The organism is Paenibacillus sp. EC2-1 (genome assembly GCF_049311625.1).
Lineage (GTDB): Bacteria > Bacillota > Bacilli > Paenibacillales > Paenibacillaceae > Paenibacillus_AQ.
Window position 1 is genome coordinate 3,144,156 of sequence record NZ_CP186006.1, and the last position, 17,247, is coordinate 3,161,402.

Annotated in this window: 20 protein-coding genes, 1 pseudogene and 1 riboswitch; of the genes and pseudogenes, 5 read left to right on the forward strand and 16 right to left on the reverse strand. The window is 42.7% G+C overall.

The features are described 5' to 3' along the window. Positions 1 to 13: 13 nt before the first annotated feature. Positions 14 to 226, forward strand: coding sequence for a hypothetical protein (locus tag ACK8P5_RS14735; RefSeq protein ID WP_422657025.1), 213 nt, complete (start codon positions 14 to 16; stop codon positions 224 to 226). Positions 227 to 285: 59 nt separating this feature from the next. On the opposite strand, the gene ACK8P5_RS14740 is transcribed toward ACK8P5_RS14735, so the two are convergent. Continuing rightward, complete coding sequence (locus ACK8P5_RS14740) at positions 286 to 1,152, reverse strand: YitT family protein (RefSeq protein ID WP_422657026.1); 867 nt, start codon at positions 1,150 to 1,152, stop codon at positions 286 to 288. 331 nt (positions 1,153 to 1,483) lie between these two features. On the opposite strand from ACK8P5_RS14740, the gene ACK8P5_RS14745 reads away from it, so the two are divergent. Beyond that, complete coding sequence (locus ACK8P5_RS14745; RefSeq protein ID WP_422657027.1) at positions 1,484 to 2,092, forward strand: TVP38/TMEM64 family protein; 609 nt, start codon at positions 1,484 to 1,486, stop codon at positions 2,090 to 2,092. Positions 2,093 to 2,165: 73 nt separating this feature from the next. Here the strand turns inward: ACK8P5_RS14745 and ACK8P5_RS14750 are convergent, their stop codons facing one another. The 7 genes from ACK8P5_RS14750 to ACK8P5_RS14780 all read right to left on the reverse strand — a co-directional run bounded on the left by ACK8P5_RS14750 (position 2,166) and on the right by ACK8P5_RS14780 (position 8,572). Then, complete coding sequence (locus ACK8P5_RS14750; RefSeq protein WP_422657028.1) at positions 2,166 to 2,675, reverse strand: hypothetical protein; 510 nt, start codon at positions 2,673 to 2,675, stop codon at positions 2,166 to 2,168. Positions 2,676 to 2,744: 69 nt separating this feature from the next. Further along, positions 2,745 to 3,140: a monovalent cation/H(+) antiporter subunit G gene (mnhG, locus tag ACK8P5_RS14755; RefSeq protein WP_422661481.1), complete on the reverse strand. Its 396-nt coding sequence runs from the start codon at positions 3,138 to 3,140 to the stop codon at positions 2,745 to 2,747. Continuing rightward, complete coding sequence (locus ACK8P5_RS14760) at positions 3,133 to 3,417, reverse strand: Na(+)/H(+) antiporter subunit F1 (protein ID WP_422657029.1); 285 nt, start codon at positions 3,415 to 3,417, stop codon at positions 3,133 to 3,135. The genes mnhG and ACK8P5_RS14760 overlap by 8 nt, the downstream gene beginning before the upstream one ends. Then, positions 3,417 to 3,893 carry a Na+/H+ antiporter subunit E gene (locus tag ACK8P5_RS14765; RefSeq protein WP_422657030.1) on the reverse strand — a complete coding sequence of 159 codons (477 nt, stop codon included), beginning with the start codon at positions 3,891 to 3,893 and terminating at the stop codon, positions 3,417 to 3,419. The genes ACK8P5_RS14760 and ACK8P5_RS14765 overlap by 1 nt, the downstream gene beginning before the upstream one ends. A 5-nt stretch (positions 3,894 to 3,898) precedes the next feature. Further along, the gene (locus ACK8P5_RS14770) at positions 3,899 to 5,380 is read right to left on the reverse strand and encodes a Na+/H+ antiporter subunit D (protein ID WP_422657031.1); all 1,482 of its coding nucleotides are present in this window, start codon (positions 5,378 to 5,380) and stop codon (positions 3,899 to 3,901) included. Continuing rightward, entirely contained in the window at positions 5,373 to 5,711 is a 339-nt protein-coding gene (locus tag ACK8P5_RS14775; RefSeq protein WP_422657032.1) for a Na(+)/H(+) antiporter subunit C, read from the reverse strand. Before ACK8P5_RS14775 ends, ACK8P5_RS14770 begins: the two co-directional genes overlap by 8 nt. Before the next feature lie 2 nt (positions 5,712 to 5,713). Beyond that, a complete protein-coding gene (locus ACK8P5_RS14780; protein ID WP_422657033.1) occupies positions 5,714 to 8,572 on the reverse strand; it encodes a Na+/H+ antiporter subunit A in 2,859 nt (952 codons plus the stop codon). Between the two features lie 243 nt (positions 8,573 to 8,815). Here ACK8P5_RS14780 and ACK8P5_RS14785 point away from each other — a divergent pair, with 243 nt between their 5' ends. Next, positions 8,816 to 9,040, forward strand: a complete 225-nt coding sequence (locus tag ACK8P5_RS14785; protein ID WP_422657034.1) for a hypothetical protein — start codon at positions 8,816 to 8,818, stop codon at positions 9,038 to 9,040. A gap of 31 nt (positions 9,041 to 9,071) precedes the next feature. On the opposite strand, the gene ACK8P5_RS14790 is transcribed toward ACK8P5_RS14785, so the two are convergent. Further along, the gene (locus ACK8P5_RS14790; RefSeq protein ID WP_422657035.1) at positions 9,072 to 9,347 is read right to left on the reverse strand and encodes a hypothetical protein; all 276 of its coding nucleotides are present in this window, start codon (positions 9,345 to 9,347) and stop codon (positions 9,072 to 9,074) included. 626 nt (positions 9,348 to 9,973) lie between these two features. Here ACK8P5_RS14790 and ACK8P5_RS14795 point away from each other — a divergent pair. Further along, positions 9,974 to 10,081 carry a hypothetical protein gene (locus tag ACK8P5_RS14795; protein ID WP_422661482.1) on the forward strand — a complete coding sequence of 36 codons (108 nt, stop codon included), beginning with the start codon at positions 9,974 to 9,976 and terminating at the stop codon, positions 10,079 to 10,081. Then, positions 10,054 to 10,473: pseudogene (locus ACK8P5_RS14800) on the forward strand (transposase); the annotation flags it as partial. The gene ACK8P5_RS14795 and the pseudogene ACK8P5_RS14800, both read left to right, overlap by 28 nt. A gap of 123 nt (positions 10,474 to 10,596) precedes the next feature. Here the strand turns inward: ACK8P5_RS14800 and ACK8P5_RS14805 are convergent. From ACK8P5_RS14805 to ACK8P5_RS14835, 7 genes are all read right to left on the reverse strand, one after another. Beyond that, the gene (locus tag ACK8P5_RS14805) at positions 10,597 to 11,445 is read right to left on the reverse strand and encodes a bifunctional 5,10-methylenetetrahydrofolate dehydrogenase/5,10-methenyltetrahydrofolate cyclohydrolase (protein ID WP_422657036.1); all 849 of its coding nucleotides are present in this window, start codon (positions 11,443 to 11,445) and stop codon (positions 10,597 to 10,599) included. A 71-nt stretch (positions 11,446 to 11,516) separates the two neighbouring features. Further along, positions 11,517 to 11,594: riboswitch (ZMP/ZTP riboswitch) on the reverse strand. 55 nt (positions 11,595 to 11,649) lie between these two features. After that, on the reverse strand, positions 11,650 to 11,835 hold the full coding sequence (locus tag ACK8P5_RS14810; protein ID WP_422657037.1) for a hypothetical protein: 186 nt from the start codon (positions 11,833 to 11,835) through the stop codon (positions 11,650 to 11,652). Positions 11,836 to 11,902: 67 nt separating this feature from the next. Beyond that, positions 11,903 to 13,312, reverse strand: coding sequence for a sucrose-specific PTS transporter subunit IIBC (locus ACK8P5_RS14815; protein ID WP_422657038.1), 1,410 nt, complete (start codon positions 13,310 to 13,312; stop codon positions 11,903 to 11,905). Position 13,313: 1 nt separating this feature from the next. Further along, positions 13,314 to 14,810 carry a glycoside hydrolase family 32 protein gene (locus ACK8P5_RS14820; protein ID WP_422657039.1) on the reverse strand — a complete coding sequence of 499 codons (1,497 nt, stop codon included), beginning with the start codon at positions 14,808 to 14,810 and terminating at the stop codon, positions 13,314 to 13,316. A 156-nt stretch (positions 14,811 to 14,966) separates the two neighbouring features. Next, entirely contained in the window at positions 14,967 to 15,950 is a 984-nt protein-coding gene (locus ACK8P5_RS14825; protein WP_422657040.1) for a LacI family DNA-binding transcriptional regulator, read from the reverse strand. Then, positions 15,947 to 16,342 (reverse strand): MmcQ/YjbR family DNA-binding protein, encoded by a 396-nt coding sequence (locus tag ACK8P5_RS14830; RefSeq protein WP_422657041.1) that lies wholly within the window; start codon positions 16,340 to 16,342, stop codon positions 15,947 to 15,949. The genes ACK8P5_RS14825 and ACK8P5_RS14830 overlap by 4 nt, the downstream gene beginning before the upstream one ends. Before the next feature lie 67 nt (positions 16,343 to 16,409). Then, on the reverse strand, positions 16,410 to 17,216 hold the full coding sequence (locus ACK8P5_RS14835) for a Cof-type HAD-IIB family hydrolase (RefSeq protein ID WP_422657042.1): 807 nt from the start codon (positions 17,214 to 17,216) through the stop codon (positions 16,410 to 16,412). Between the last annotated feature and the right edge of the window lie 31 nt (positions 17,217 to 17,247).

Here is a 17,247-nt window from a genome sequence, read left to right on the forward strand (position 1 = left end):
AGAATACGCGCTCATGCCTATTGTCAGACCTTTGAATACAGATCAAGATTTTCAGGAAGCCGTGGATCACAAATATAAAATACGGATATTTAAAGATAATCATCTCATCGATTCCGGAACCATCGTGATTCGCTTCACGGACGATACCATCGTGACTCAGTCAGGGGTCAGTTCCCTTGATTATCATAAGCGTGAGCAATGCGAATTTTTCGAAGTTCGAAAATAAAGGTATGATATAACAAAATCCCTGCTCGTGGTAATCCACGTAAGCAGGGATTTTGAGGTTTAATGAATATCTTTTTTTACGATGCTTCCACCGAGAACATCTGCAACATTTTGAATGGATATGAAAGCATTCTTATCAATTTCCTGAACGACTGTTTTCAGCTTAGATACTTCAAGTCTATTGACTACACAATAGATCATTTGAGTCTCTTCCTTCGAGTATCCACCTTTACCATACAAAAGTGTTGTGCTCCGGCCTAGACGATCATTGATCGCATCAGATATCTCTTCATAGTCGCTTGATATAATCGTAACAGACTTAGACTCGTCTAAACCTTCTACGACAATATCCATGACCTTTGCAGCAATGTAGTATGTGAAGATGGAAAACATTGCGGAATCCGCTCCAAATACGAAACCGGCCACAATAAAAATAAAGACATTGATAAACATGACAATTTGACCAACAGGAAGACGCAGCTTTTTCGAGAGAAGAATGGCCACGATTTCCGTACCATCAAGTGCACCACCGTAACGGATAACAAGTCCTACCCCGAAACCAAGAATAAGACCACCAAAGAGAACAGCGAGGATTGTCTCATTCGTAAACGGTTGAACATCATGTAGTAAGACCGTCGTAACAGATAGCACGATAATTCCGTACAACGCAGATAACGCAAACGTTTTGCCAATTTGCTTATATCCGATATACAGAAATGGTAAGTTAAAGATAAAGAGGAATGCACCGAGTGCAACAGGGGTAATCTTGGATAGTACCATTGAAATACCCGTGATACCTCCATCAATAATGGTATTCGGAACGAGGAAGATTTCCAGGGCAACTGCCATGGCTACAGCCCCGATCGTAATAAAAATAAAACGTTTAATGATTTCGCCGATAGACAGTTTTCGATGCGTTTTGGCCATACTTAGGACTCCTTCAATGTAGAATATCACCGCTAGTGCGATAATTATCGAAATTTTACTTAATAATAATATAGGAATTTGATACATTGTTCAAATCGGAACAATGTATTATGAGCCTTAGGTTCGTGCATGATTATACATAAGTATAAGCATAACAACACATAACAAGGAAATAATGCGCTACCAAAGTTAACTCAGATGCAGCGACAAAGGTTAATATGCTATAATGAAACTCGTTGTATTTTATACAAGAATTTAAAGACTTAGATACATATAAAGTGACTGGCGCGAGTTAAAAACCAGGTATCGACAGGGAGAGATCGTACTCATCATGATGGATTGGATTGAGCAAGCTTTTACCTTTTTGAAAAATATAGATATGAATCAAGTCGAATCCTGGCTTCAAGAATACTCTAGCTTGGGTCCCCTTCCAGGCATACTTCTTTCTTTCATTGAAGCTTTTCTTCCCATTCTACCTCTTATTGTCATTGTGATGGGCAATGCAGCCGCCTATGGCTTGTGGTGGGGGTTTCTATTCTCGTGGATCGGAGTGTGTGCTGGTGCTATCGCAGTCTTCTGGTTATCACGTAAATTAGGGGGTAAGCTTGGACTCTATATTCAAAAGCGTATGCCAGGTACCCAGCGTTTCTTTCACTGGATTGAAGAAAAGGGTTTCACGCCTATTTTCATACTCTATTGTTTCCCATTTACGCCATCGGCACTTATCAATGTTGCATCGGGTATAAGCACTGTATCCATGACTACTTTCATTATTGCCGTAATGGCAGGTAAATCGGTCATGATCTTTATGGTTGCTTTCATCGGTCATGATTGGCAAGGGTTTGTTCAGCAACCGTGGCGAATACTCATTGCTGTTGGTGTGCTCTGGCTGTTATGGCTCGCCGGTAAAAAGTTAGAGAACCGTTATCATCACGCATAATTAAACTTGCGCTCATAAAGAAGAAAGGCCACTTGAGAAATTATCCTCAGGTGGCCTTTTAGCATTGATTCTATTATACGAATTGCACAAATTCCTCAGGGTGAGTGTGAATATACTGAGCAGACTTGTGATGAATCACTTCATCACATTGTAAGAACTTTTCATAGAATGCACTGAATGAATTCAACAGCTCTGTATCCTCTTCCATGTCTGTTCGAGATACCTTGAATCCTTCGAGACTACTAGGGTAGCCTTTGGCCTTCAGATAGAATTCAATACTCTCCAGCAGCACTGACGCCTCTTCTTCTCCGAAGAAACGCAAGCTCCCTTTTAAAGCCATCCATTTCGGTTGTTGAGCCAGAAAGTAGGCACTCCACCAAAACAACTCTTCGGGTGAATGATGCACGTGGTCGTAGTATACACGGTACATGAACAATAACTGCTGACCATGTGTCAGTCCATCATAGAAACGACTCTCTTCCTCCCCCCGCATTCTCGCTTCCTTGAAAGCTTGAATTAATGGGGCAAAACAGACATCCCCTAGGCGATGCTCCTCTAGCGAATTGAATTCATTACGGTTCATGCACACTCTTAGCAATAGATCAGCTCCTTTAGAGTGATTATCGCTATGCGATGAAATGATGTCAATAAGTTATTTATGAAGTGTACGCTCAGTTTGCTTCTCTTGCTGTACATCCTTATATTCTTTCTCCAGTGCAGGGCGAAGATCATCGTTCGTACTCTCACTCCATAACGGAACCCCGGAACGATAAGCTGCTCTCCCGTTAAGATGACCCGCTACTGGAGCGGTAATAAATACGAAGATGATGCCAAGCAGAAGCTTTGCGCTAATATGCTCAACATAAAATGCAAAGTACAGAAATGCACCTGATAAAATGAGAAGCACACCGAGCGTTGAGCTTTTCGTTGCTGCATGTGAACGCAAGTACACATCAGGCAGACGAATTAACCCGAACGCACTTAAAGCGCTTATCAAAGCACCTAGCAATATCACGATACCGAGCAGCAATTCTCCAATTTCACTCATCGTTACTCCGTTCAATGACATCACCCCTTTCAATATATCTCGCTAAGGCTGTTGTGCCTATGAAAGTCAGAATACCAATTAACAAAATGATGTCTAGGTATGCTTCTGTTCGAAACAGCATCGACAGTACAGCGATCATGGACAGCAAGATAATTCCGATCGTATCTAGTGACATAATCCGGTCATTCATAGAAGGTCCTTTTATTAACCGATATAAGCACCCTAGAATAGCAAGAGACAGGACGGCAAGTGAAATAATAAGTAACGTATTCAACATTACCGTGTCACCTCCAGAATCGCCTTCTCGAAACTATCTTTGATCTGCTGAACAACTTCACCTTTGTCATCGATATCCATCGCGTGAATATACAGCTTCTTTTTATCATGTGAGACTTCCATCGTCAGCGTCCCCGGTGTTAAGCAGATTAGACAGGATAGTACGGTAATCTCCCAATCTGTCTTCAATTCAGTTTCGTATTCAAAAATCCCTGGGCGAATATTCAGTTTCGGTCTAATGATCTGACCAATGACCGTAAAGCTTGATTTAAACAGTTCCTTCAGGAATAGCAAGAGAAGGGCGATGACCGCCCACAACTTCCGCAGATAAAAATCATGTGGCCAAAACCGATTGAGCAAACCTATGAGCGCTGCACCAATCAAGTAGCCAACTATGAATTGCTTAGCAGACCAGTCCGAATAAAGAAACATCCAGACAAAGGCAATAATTAGATTTAGTAAAATTTGATGGCCCATCTACACTACTCCTTTAATACAGCATCGATGTATATGGACGGATTCGCTAATACCTCACCCGCCTGTCCGGCAAAAGAATAGATCCACTCCGAACCCAAGCCGAGACCAATAACTAAAATGAACAATCCGATCACAGAAATGTAAGCCGTACTATGCCACTTTTTCAAATCCCGGACAGGAAGTAAATGATCTTCCTTCCAAAATGCTCCCATAAACATTTTAATCAAGGAGTATAGCACGAGCAGGCTTGAGGCAACAGCAACAATCGTCAGCCATATTTCGCCTTCACTCAGACCACCACGTACCATCAGTACTTTACCAGGGAAGCCACTAAGAGGAGGAATACCAACGAGCGCTAGCGCCAAGATGAAGAACATCCAGCCAATGAGTGGATAACGCTTGATCAATCCGCCCATCTCGCTTAGCTTGCTCGTGCCTGCGGCAGAAATGATCATCCCTCCCAAAATGAACATCAATGCTTTTGCAATCATGTCATGCATGAGATACATCACTGTGCCATCTAGTGATTCCTTTGTGGCCACCGCTAAACCAAAAGCGATGAAGCCGACACTGATAATCACGTTATAGTTGAGAATTCGATGAATATCCTTGTAAGCTACAGCTCCCAGTCCACCTAATATCATCGTGGCTGCCGCCATCCATGCAATGATGTTATGAGTGAACCCTTGATCGTGATAAAAGATAAGCGTAAAGGTTCGAATGATCGCATACAATCCGACCTTTGTCAGCAGTGCCCCAAACAAAGCCGTTACAGCCGTTGGAGGAACACTGTATGAACCCGGTAACCAGAAGAATAGGAATAATCCAGCTTTTAAAGCGAAAACGATCAAGAACATGATCGCGATCACATTCAGGATTCCACCCTGCCCGGCTTCAGCCACTCGAACAGATAAATGAGCCATATTCAGCGTACCCACTACTCCATACAGATACGCCATCGCTGCGACAAATAAGCTCGATGAGATGATATTAATCAACACATATTTCAGCGTCTCCCTAAGCTGCCGTTTCGTACCCCCAAGTACAATCAATGCATACGAAGCGATGAGCATAACTTCAAAGCATACAAACAGGTTAAATAGATCACCCGTCAGAAAAGAGCCTATCACACCTGCAAGAATGAATTGAACAAAAGGGTAAAAATAATACTTTTCACGCTGTTCCCCTATCGTACGGAAGGCATACAAGAGACAGCCTGCCGCTACGACAAGCGTCGTTAAAACAAGCAGCGCTGCAAACATATCCGCTACAAATACAATCCCGTAAGGCGGCATCCAGCCCCCCATGTAAAGAGTCTGTATTCCCTTGTCCTGCACCTGTCCAATCAAAATGACAACAGAGATGATATTAATTACAACACTGATTATGCTGATCCACCGCTGCGCTTTAACCTGCTTGGGCAGGAATATGAGAACCACTGCAGTTAATAAAGGGATCAGAAGTGGGAGAACGATCAGGTTATTCATCTTCATTCCCCCTCAACTCTTCCATATCATCTGTTCCGAGCCGCTGATATGCCTTATAAGCTAGCACGAAAAAGAATGATGTCACACCGAAACTAATAACGATGGATGTCAGTATTAGCGCCTGAGGGAGCGGATCTACATAAGATTCCGCTTGCTCTCCTAAAAGCGGTGCTGCCCCTGTCTTCAATCTAGCTGTCGTGAGCAACAATAAGTGAATTCCATGCGTTAGCAGGGACGTTCCCAAAATGATACGGAGTAAACTTTTGGAGAGAATCAAGTAAACCCCTACGGCGAACAAGACGCCGATGGCAAGTGACATATATAGTTCCATGGCTAGTCGTCCCTCCCAATTGAATAAATAATCGTCATGGTGACTCCAACGACCGCCAAATATACACCTAAGTCGAATAATACAGCGGTCGCCAGCTCCGTATCACCAAGCAGTGGTAGATCAAAATGATTAAAAGCATGGCTGAGGAATGGTGCACCAAACAAAAATGATCCCATAGCTGTAAGGTAAGCGATCAGAAGACCAACAGCTGCCATTGCTCTGTAGTTTACTGGAACAATCTTTCGGCTTACATCCAGACCAAAAGCCATAGATAGAAGCACTAAGGCAGATGCAGTCATGAGCCCTCCAATGAAGCCGCCACCTGTACTGTTATGCCCTGCAAGGAAGAGATACAGCGCAAATGTCAGTACGATAAAAATGACAATCTTCGAGATGGTTCTTAAGATTACGTCGTTGCTATTCGGAAGAAGAATATCAAGTCTCCGCTCTCTCTGTCCCAGTATCGCATCACCTGGATCAATCTTAATCATTGCATATATTGCAAGTGCAGCAACACAGAGTACCGTAATTTCAAGCATCGTATCAAATCCACGGAAGTCAACGAGTATAACGTTAACTACGTTCTTACCTCCCGCGAGTTCTTTACTTCCTTTGATGAAGAAATCTGAAATGGGTTCAAACATTCTGCCGCTGGAAGCTCCTAATGCAATCAATGTCATTACGATACCAACACCTGCAGAAATGAGCGCATTTGTCCATTTGAAACTAAGTTTAACTTTCTCCTTCTTCAGTTTCGGCAAATGATAGAAGCAGAGCAGAAACAACATAACAGAGACCGTCTCTACAATCATCTGAGTGAGTGCCAGATCCGGCGCTCTGAAGATAACAAAGAACAGTGTAACCATATATCCTGACATACCGGTCAAAATAATCGCTACAAGTCGTGTGCGGACAAATAGAAGTGCCAGCACGGAAACAACAAGTACGACAATAACGATTGCTTCATAGAACGACACAGGCGCAAAATTCGAGGTATCGATCTTAATACCACCGGTATATACGATAGCGTAACTTAATAGCGCGATCATAAAAGCAAATATATAGATGACATAGTGACGAATGGATCCAGTCATATATGTTCCTGTAATCTTATGACCTCCACGCTCTAATGTAGAGAGACCACGGTCGTAAGCGCGATTAAAAGTGATTCGGTTAAATAACGGTCTGTTTAACAAGCGTACTTTTCCATAGAGCTTGTAAAGGATCGTCCCTAGAATGATAACTCCAATCGTCATAAAGATCTCTGTAGTCCAGCCGTGCCAGAACTCAATCTTCACGAGGAATTTATCACCAGGTGTTAGCATATCAGGCATAATAGCTGCCATTGCAGGCTCGATTAACGAGTATGACAAAATGTTTGGGAATAACCCGAACAATACGACAAGCGAAGCCAAGATCACCGGTGGAATAAGCATGCCGAGTGGAGCTTCATGAGGTTTCTTATTAAGCTTGTTCGGTTGAAACTTCCCTGTAAAAGTTTTGAACACCAAGATCATGCTGTACAGGAATGTAAATACACTTGCTACCCAAGCAACAACAGGAATGAGAATACTCCATGTCTCCGCATTCCAGAAATTCATTTCGGTGGCGTGAAGCACAGCCGTAAAGAACATTTCTTTACTTAGAAAACCATTAAAAGGTGGTAATCCTGCCATCGAGAATGCACCTATTGCGGCGATCGTAAAAGTGATGGGCATCAGTGACATCAAGCCGCCAAGCTTGCGGATATCACGCGTACCTGTCTCATGGTCAACGATACCTACCACCATAAACAATGCACCCTTAAATGTAGCGTGATTGATAAGATGGAAGATCGCTGCGGTTGTTGCTTTTGTGTAGATGAGGGAGTCAGGATTCCCCGAGTAAAAGGCGGCAGCGGAACCAAGACCTAGCAAGCTCATAATTAGACCCAACTGACTTATGGTTGAGAATGCTAGTAGAGCTTTAAGATCGGTCTGTTTAATAGCCCGTATTGAGCCGTATATGAGTGTGGTTAATCCCACGGCTGTTACAATCCAGAACCATTCGGCTTGACCTGCGAACACAGGACTAAAGCGGGCAACCAAATACAGTCCTGCTTTAACCATCGTAGCAGAGTGAAGATAAGCACTGACAGGTGTAGGTGCTTCCATTGCGTCAGGTAACCAAATATGAAATGGAAACTGAGCTGATTTCGTAAATGCCCCAAGCAGAATAAGAATCATAGCAGGAATAAATAATCCATGACTTGTCATCTCACTGCTATTAGCTATGATTTCGCGAACACTCATACTGTTTGACATGATGGATAGCATCAGGAATCCAGTAAACATAGCAAGACCACCAAATACAGTGATGAGCATGGACTTTAATGCTCCGTATCTGGAACGATCACGCGTATGCCAGAAAGCGATTAGAAGAAAAGACGATACACTTGTCAATTCCCAAAATCCATAAAGCACCAATACGTTGTCTGATAACACAACGCCGAGCATAGCTCCCATGAACAGAAGCAGATAAACATAAAAACGATGGATTGCTTCTTTGTTCTTATCCATATAGAACACGGAATAGAAGACAACAAGCATACCAATCCCTGTAATCAGGAGAGCAAATAACAAGCTTAGCCCATCCAGATATACGGTGAAGTTAATACCTAATGAAGGGATCCACCGTAAGGTTGAAAGTACACCTTCCCCATCTTGTATAAAAGGGATCCTGCCAATGAAATATGCAAATAATAAGGCAGGAACAGGTAGAATAAACCATCCTGTGTGTACTCGTTTCATGTACTTGTAAAGCAGAGGTACCAGAACGGCATAAAATATCGGTACCATAATGGCGACGTGAAGCAGCGACAAGTTGATTCCTCCTTAGCCCAAAAATGTTAATCTTCCCTTAGTATTGCCAATACAAAGATCGTAAGACCGAAAAAACGCAAAAAGAGCCCGCTGTTGGCAGGCTCCTCCGGTTACTTCCATATGTAATTAGCGTACAACTTCAAACTGTGAATCAGTATATCTTAAATTCAGCGTTTTTGTCAAAAGAAAAATGAATGAAAATAATTCAATTGGGCATCACTCTTAAGTGAGGAGTGATAAAGAATGATCATCAGAAAGATCACAGTTTGCGTATTGCTATTCGCTGTTCTACTTATGGGTGCAGTCCTCCTGGACAACCACATCAGCCGGATCCATTACCCTGATTCTACGATCTCACCATTTAGCTACAATGATAATATAAACATTCATAATCCAATGGAAACAGAAAGCACTCGATTCTTTTTACCACGAGAATATATCCGAATTCTGTATCACCTAGACGAGTAAACAAGCGTTTAGGGTATCTAGGGTATATGTGTTACAGATTTTTAAAAGCTTTAATGAAACGCTCCGGGCTATCTTTTACCATATAGGAGTATACGCCGAATTTCGTATGCAAGTAAAGAAAGCCGCCAGCCTCTCCCATCTGACGATAGGACAAGTCAAATACATCTGCAACCTTAAATTCACGATACTGTGTTACAATCCGATCGTGGTACAAATACAATGTCCGGTTATCCTCATACATGATTTGTTCCGTACTTCCAATCTCTCTTTGAATTTTGTAATAGGGCTGTACAGCCAACCAATCCATATTCGCCCTCCCTGATCTAATCATTTCAAATTTATTACCCATTGTAGCACATAAAATGTGTGGGATTATTTTACACCATAGTCGAATAACCCTTGTAACCATTGGTGATGCATTCATGATCTAACTCAGAAAAGGGGCTGTCCCAAAAGATCTAGGATCTTGCGGGATGGCCTCGTTTGTTGTTGTGAGATGCTCCGCGTACGAAACGTTCCTCCCCTCGCTGTTGCCCCCAAATTTCCGGGAATTATTCTAGCAAGGAAGAAATTCGGGGGCAAAGGCATATGCTTCCGGTGCTAGCTTTCCTTCGGAAAGCTTTTAGGCGACCGCTACCGCTGGTCCGGAATCGTTTCGTTCTCTCCGCTGCTTCGTGCATACCATCCAAAGACAGATAACACAAAGAAACCGCCCTCTAGTAGAATGGAAGTACGACCAACCATCTAAAAAAGGAGCGGTTTCATTTGTATATTCAATATACCATGGATCAACTTTATCTGCCAATGGATTTAGAGGACGATATTCCGTCCAATCACCTTGTTAGTGTAGTCAATGAAGCGATCAATCGCTTAGATGACCGAATCTTCCAAGCTGCCTATCCAGGTGGAAGACGAAATAGCTACCATCCCAAAATGCTCAACAAGGTCCTTATTTACGCCTACACCCAGCGAATGTATTCCTCTCGTCAAATCGCCAAGGCACTCCGAGAGAATGGACGTGTGTGGCTGGATGTAAGCTGAGATTTTGATATGAAAGTAAGGAAAAGACAGAGAGCAGATACGAGATTCGAAAGCGACCCTACCGGAGTGAAAGCTGTGAAGGTTGTCCACTCAAAGAAGCTTGCACCAAAGCAAAAGGAAATCGTGAAATCACGGTAAGCATGGAATACCTGCGCTACAAACAACAAGCTCGTGAGAAACTTAGAAGTGAGAAAGGGTACGCACTGTCAGTTCGAAGGATGATGGAACCGGAAAGTGTATTTGAGCAATTCAAGAACAACCGAGGGTTTAGACGATTTCTGCTTCGAGGCCTGTCGAAAGTGAGCCTTGAGGTCGGATGGCTTTCGCTCGCCCATAACCTGTTGAAGAAGGCGGCAATAGACCAAAATAAAGACATGGCGGTGCTGGGATAACCTCCCTGACTCCACCATGTCTATATTTTTCGCTTCATATTTCACTCATGTGAGCTGCCTCGTAAACAAGAATCTATTTTTGGAACAGCCTCTTGTTTCTCTTCTTTTTCATTATGGTTAGTATTACTTCACAGCAATCTTCTCTGCTGCATCAACCGTATGCTTGAGAAGTGTTGCAATCGTCACTGGGCCTACACCACCTGGAACGGGCGTTATCGCACTTGCACGCTCATAACACGCCTCGTAATCACAGTCTCCTATGTTCCCTTCATTATAGCCTGCATCCATAATCACGGCACCTGGCTTAATCCAGTCTCCTTGGATAAAGTTCGGCTTACCAACTGCAGCCACAACAATATCCCCTTGAGAGACCAATTGATCCAGGTTCTGTGTTCTCGAATGACAGATTGTAACCGTAGCATTTCGGTTCAGAAGCATCAAGGATACTGGCTTACCGAGGATTGGACTTCTGCCAACAACAACGGCATGCTTTCCTTCCATAGGAAGCTTGTATTCGTCCATAATAGCTAGAATGGCAGCAGGAGTACATGAAGGAAATGCAGCCTGATCAAATGCATTTTGTGCAAACCCTAGCATTGTAACGCCATCCACATCTTTTTCGATAGAAATAGCTTCAAATGCAGCACGTTCATCAATATGATGAGGAACAGGATGCTGCAGCAATATTCCGTGTACAGAGGGATCGTTATTCAGATCTTGAATAACGTTGATCAACTCCTCCGTAGAAGTAGACGCCTCCAACACAACCCGTTTGGAATCAATTCCAAGTCTTTTGCAGGCGTTACCTTTCATGCGGACATATGTTTCAGAAGCAGGGTCATCCCCAACAAGAATCGTGGCAAGACAAGGTGTTACACCTTTTTCTAACAATTGGTTTACACGATCCTTCAATACCTCTTTAATATTACTCGCTACTTGATTACCATCCAAAATCAACGGTTCGTTCTTCATGCTAATCAGCCCTTTCGACATTTATGTTAATAAAACACAAAGAGGTAAAGCGATTCTGATTAGAATCGCTTTACCTCTGCCCAGGCGTACGGCTGTTATCTATGTGCTCCCTCATGGTATTCCATGTTACGCCAGTTACACATAGTAGTTTTTTTTAATATATCACGTTTTGAAGTAAGGTGCACCTGAATTTCCTGATGTGATTTACGAATCTTTTTTTCTACGATTCCTCAAGTGTTCCATCAATTCAAGCGCTCCTATAAATAGAACGAACAATATAAACATTGAAATAGACCGGCCATAATCGATCAGACCGAACTGCGGAGCGACCGCAGCCGTGATCCCTACAACGATTATCCCGAGTACAGACAATTTCCACCCTCTAAACATTGATGTATGACTCCTCGCTATTCAGCTTCTTGTCCATCATTATACAATGTTCTCAGGCAGAAAAAATCTATTTTTTGTTAGCAAGGTCATTCAGCATTCGATCATTAAATCCAAAGAACCAAGTTAATGTGAACGCAACACCCATCGCGACTAAGTTACACAAAATATAAAGTGGGAGCTGACTGTTCAAGTACAAGAGCGTTCCTGGTATAACTGTTACAGCCATGCCTGTCGCTTTTAACTGTAACAAAGAAGCCATAAAACCACCAACACCACCACCGATAAGCCCCATCACAAATGGTTTGACATATCGAAGATTAACCCCGAAAATAGCCGGCTCTGAAATACCTAGAAAAGCAGAGAATGACGATGGAAGAGAAAGCGCCTTTAGCTTCTTATTCTTGGTCTTCAAGCCCACAGCTAGGCAAGCTGCCCCTTGAGCAGCCATTGCACTTGTGACAATCGCATTAAATGGATTAGCACCCGTACGCTCTAGCAACTGAATTTCTAGAAAATTAAAGATATGGTGCACACCGGTGACCACAATGATCTGATTAAAGAAGCCAATGATAAGCCCCGCCAGTCCAAATGGAAGCTCTAGCAAGTAAGTCGTTGCATTTAGAACAACCTCTTCAACCGAGTGAAATACCGGACCAATGGCAAATAGTCCAAGCGCAATCATAACCACAAGTGTTAGGAATGGAGTTACGATTAGATCCAGCGCTTCCGGAATTCTTTTTCTAAGAAAACGTTCAAACTTTGCCCCTATGAGTCCCATGAAAAAAGCGGGAAGCACGGACCCCTGGTAACCTACAACAGGTATGAATCCAAGGAAAATAAGTGCTTCTGATGAACCATTAGCTACTTCATAAGCATTTGGAAGAGCAGGATTAACAAGCATTAATCCGAGCACAATCCCTAGAACTGGACTACCTCCAAAAACCCTGAAGGCAGACCATGCCACTAGCGCAGGTAGAAAGGCGAACGCCGTATCTGTGAGCACCTGAGTGAATAATAGGAAATTAGGAGAAATATCTGCTGGGGTTGCACCAAACCAAGCAAGCATTTGTTCTTGTGTCAGTAGCCCCCTAAGCCCCATGAATAGCCCTGTTGCGACCAATACGGGAATAATTGGCACGAACACATCACCAAATGTACGAATGGCCCGTTGAAAAGCATTGCCTGATTTTTTTGATTCCTTCTTCAACTCATCTTTACTTGTACTCTCAAGCCCTAGGTTTTCAACGGCTTCAAATATTTGATTGACCGTACCTGTACCGAAGATGATCTGATACTGACCTGAGTTGAAAAATGCACCTTTAACCTTATCGATATTCTCCACTTTCTTCTGGTCAATCTTCTCCTTATCATGCACCATGATACGGAGTCTAGTTGCACAGTGAGCGAAAGAAGCGATGTTCTCCCTCCCACCGATTGCCTCCACTACTGATTTTGCGATTTCCCGATTGTCCGCCATCTTAATACTCCCCTTTCTTTAAGTCTACGGCTTGTTCAAGATCCCACTTCGTTACTGCTATATCAGCACTGCCTCCCTCGGTGAACACACGTATTCCCTCACTTCCAGGCTGCGGAAAGATTCTACTCGTAAACACGGCTGACCCATCATTAACAAATAACTCCACTGAGGATATATCTACAAAGAGATGAAGTTTTAGCTGCTCTCCATCCATATGACACGATCTAGTCATTCCATATTCTTGACCAACAGGTTCACCGGATGCGGATCGATCCAGCGTTAGTGCGCTGCGCTTCCTGTCATATTTAATCACCGTCTGTTCATGCTCACTAGCACGAATTGCAATCCCTACAACATCCGCCTTTATATCATGAAATTCACATATCATTTCGTAACAAGTTCCGGTGAGTCCCTTATAGGTACGAACTTCACTCGTAATCTTGTCCTCTATCTCCATAGGTTGTCCCCGTAGGAGCTGGAGTTCTGGAACTGGCTGCTGTATTACCTGACCCTGGTCGATTTTGAGTTCTCTTGGGATGGTAAGACAGTGAGCCCATCCATGCGAATCCGTTGGGTAGTCAACTTCAGGCTGTCCCATCCATGCGACCAGAATCCGGCGTCCCTTCTCATCCTCCATCGTCTGAGGAGCATAGAAATCAAATCCACGATCGAGCTCATCAAAATTTCCATGATCAAACTCCAATGTATCTCGGTTCAGCGGCCTTCCTATTACATATCCTGATTGGTATATATTGTGATAACGCTCTCCCTCTGGATCCAATCCTTGAGGTGAGAAGATGAGTACACCATTTCCATCCAATTCATAATAATCTGGACATTCCCACATATAACCGAAACCGTTCAATCCTGTCTTTATCTCTCCTCGGAGCTGCCACTTTATAAGGTCAGGCGATTCGTATACGACCGCAGCTCCTGTAAGGTCTTGCCTTTGGGCACCAATTACACAGCGATACATGTCTTCGTCTTTCCATACCTTCGGATCTCGAAAATGATCTGTATATCCTTGTGGAATATTAGCTATAAGGGGTTCGCTTCTTTTCTTAACTAAACCGCTTTCATCCATAGTGGCTAAGCATTGATAAGGTTGTCTGTTCCAGTCTTGATCCCGCGTATTACCTGTGTACATCAAGTAAAGCTTGTTATCTTTAACAATCCCACTTCCCGAGTAGGCACCATGGGAATCAAGAGGATCACCGGGAGCAATGGCGATACCTTCATTATGCCAATGCACGAGATCCTTGGACTTGGTATGATACCAGTATTTCATTCCATGATACGTCCCGAGTGGAAACCATTGATAGAAGAGATGATACTCTCCTGCATAGAAACAAAATCCATTGGGATCATTCAACAGTCCGGTTGCAGGCTGAACATGGAATTTTTGACGCCATGGACTTCGTGCAACCAAATCGGTTAAAGCGGCCATCTCTTCGGGAGAAGCCTGTGTGAGAAGCCGATACTTCTGTTCTCTGTTCATCTCTCTTCTCCTTTACAAAGAATTATTACTATTCTAACTTCAAAAAACAGATATAACGGAACCGGTTCCATTCATGAGTAAAAAAATGAACTCAGTTCCAATAAGCTTTTGATGTCTTTTTTGGAACCGGTTCCGCATTTAGTATAAATGATTATTTCAAACGCTGTCAACACTTTCACGATCCATAAAATCATACCCAAGAATTGTTAATGGTTGCACAGATTCTTCTCTCACGAGTTTTATGATATTTAATGCAGCCAATCGACCTGACTGTGAATAACCATATTTAACCGTTGTAAGACTTGGATGAATCACTTCAGTAACGTCATAACCGCCGAATCCAGTAACGGATAACCGCTCAGGAATCCTTATTCCTTTCATGTAAGCAGCCTTCATGACACCCAGTGCAATGTTATCCGTAGCACATACAATTATAGATGGGTTACTTTGATCTAGAATGGATGAGGCTGCTATAACGGCATCTGACATTTTAAAGCCACTCTCATAAAAATTCACAACAACATCATCTCGTTCGTGGATAGCATCTTGAAAACCTTGTTTTCGATGAACACCAACGGCTACATCTTTCTCAGTGACACCAAGATAAGCGATCTGCTTATGTCCTTTATTCAAGATATACTGACCCACATCATAACCTGCGCCATAATCGTCATACACCATGCTATGAACATCCGGATGTTGTTGACCAAGAAGGATAACCGGAACCTCTATTTCTTGAATCGCTGTCAAATGAGCTTCTGTGACATGTGTAGCAAATAGAATAATACCCGAAATTTTCTGTCTGGCCAGATCATATAGTGCTTCTATTTCACGGATTAAATCTTGGCTTGTATTTACAATGAGCAGCTGGTAGCCCTGAGACCTAAGCTCTTCATCAAGGCCGGTAACCGATTGAGAGGCAGAGAATGAATCAAGCCTCGGAACGATGGCTCCAATCATATTCGTCTTTTTCGCTTTTAGGCTTTGAGCAAATGTATTGGGAGTATATCCTGTTTCTTGAATCACTTGATCAAGCTTTCTACGGGTAGCGTCACTAACGGATCCCCCATTTAAATAACGGGATACCGTGCTTTTTGCCACCCCTGCAATCTTGGCTATATCGGTAATCGTATTTTTCATTCTTTATCCTCGGAGATTGTGGCTGAGGACACTTTGTCTTCGCTTATTGTAACCCGGATCGATTTAGGCAAGCTCTTAACCACCAGATCATAAGAATGATTGATCATATCGTGAAGGTCAGAATCTGTTAATGAACCATCTATAGTAACGGTATTCCAATGTTTTTTATTTAGGTGATAACCTGGCTGTACTGCGCTGTGTTGCTCTCGCAGGTTCTCAGCAATAAGAGGATCACACTTTAGGGATATGCTCGATATTTGCTTATTTTCCGATTTGGAGATCAATGCAAACATCTTCCCTCCAACCTTTATCACAAGCGGTTCTGGGCCGAACGGGTAGTCTTCAATTGCTCCCTTTTTGGACAAACAATAGGCTATAAAATCGCTATTCATGGATTTATTCTCCTTCATCCTTCATTATTCACTTAATATAACATGTCAAAAGGATGATAGCGTAGTTCTATACCGCAGACATCCCTGCAGAGGAGATTAAATTAAGCTGCATAAGCCCTCTCATGATCCCATCTTGATCAACATCACTCGTTATATATTTTGCTACTTCTTTAACCTCCGGTTGTGCATTCCCCATCGCTACACCGTGTCCAACAAACTGCAGCATTTCAAGATCATTGTAATGATCTCCAAAGGCTACAACCTTTTTGCGGTTAATCCCAAGATGATTGATCAGATGCTCAATTCCTGCGGCTTTAGAGCCTCCGAGCGGTAGGACGTCTGTAGCAAACTCATCCCAGCGCACAAAACGAAGTATATCCTTATATTCCTGTTCGTATAAGACCTGTTCTTGCTCGGTACAAAATACAATCGCCTGATATATCTCTCTATTCATATAATAATGTGGATCATATTCTGGCATCTCAATCTTCAAAGGACCGTAACTTGAATCTACACGTATATGTTTGGCCACATTCATTCTCATATGCTCTTCACTGACATAAAGAATCGGTTGGTCTGAACGAACAGCAAATGCAGTCAACGACTGAAGCACTTCAGAAGGAATAGGATGTGTATAAATGACTTCTCCCTTGTACACCACATACTGCCCATTCATGCTGACATAAGAATCAATTTCAAGTTCTTCTAAGAGATCTTTGAACAGAAAAGGAGATCTGCCCGTTGCAATCGCAACCTCATGACCATTCGCCTTTAACTCCTTTATGGAAGCTTTAGTGGAAGGTGGTATATTTTTATCATGATCTAGCAAGGTGCCATCTATATCAAAAAAGATCATTTTTTTAGACTCATTCATTTCATTTCCTCCTTTGGTGACTCTTTTTCAC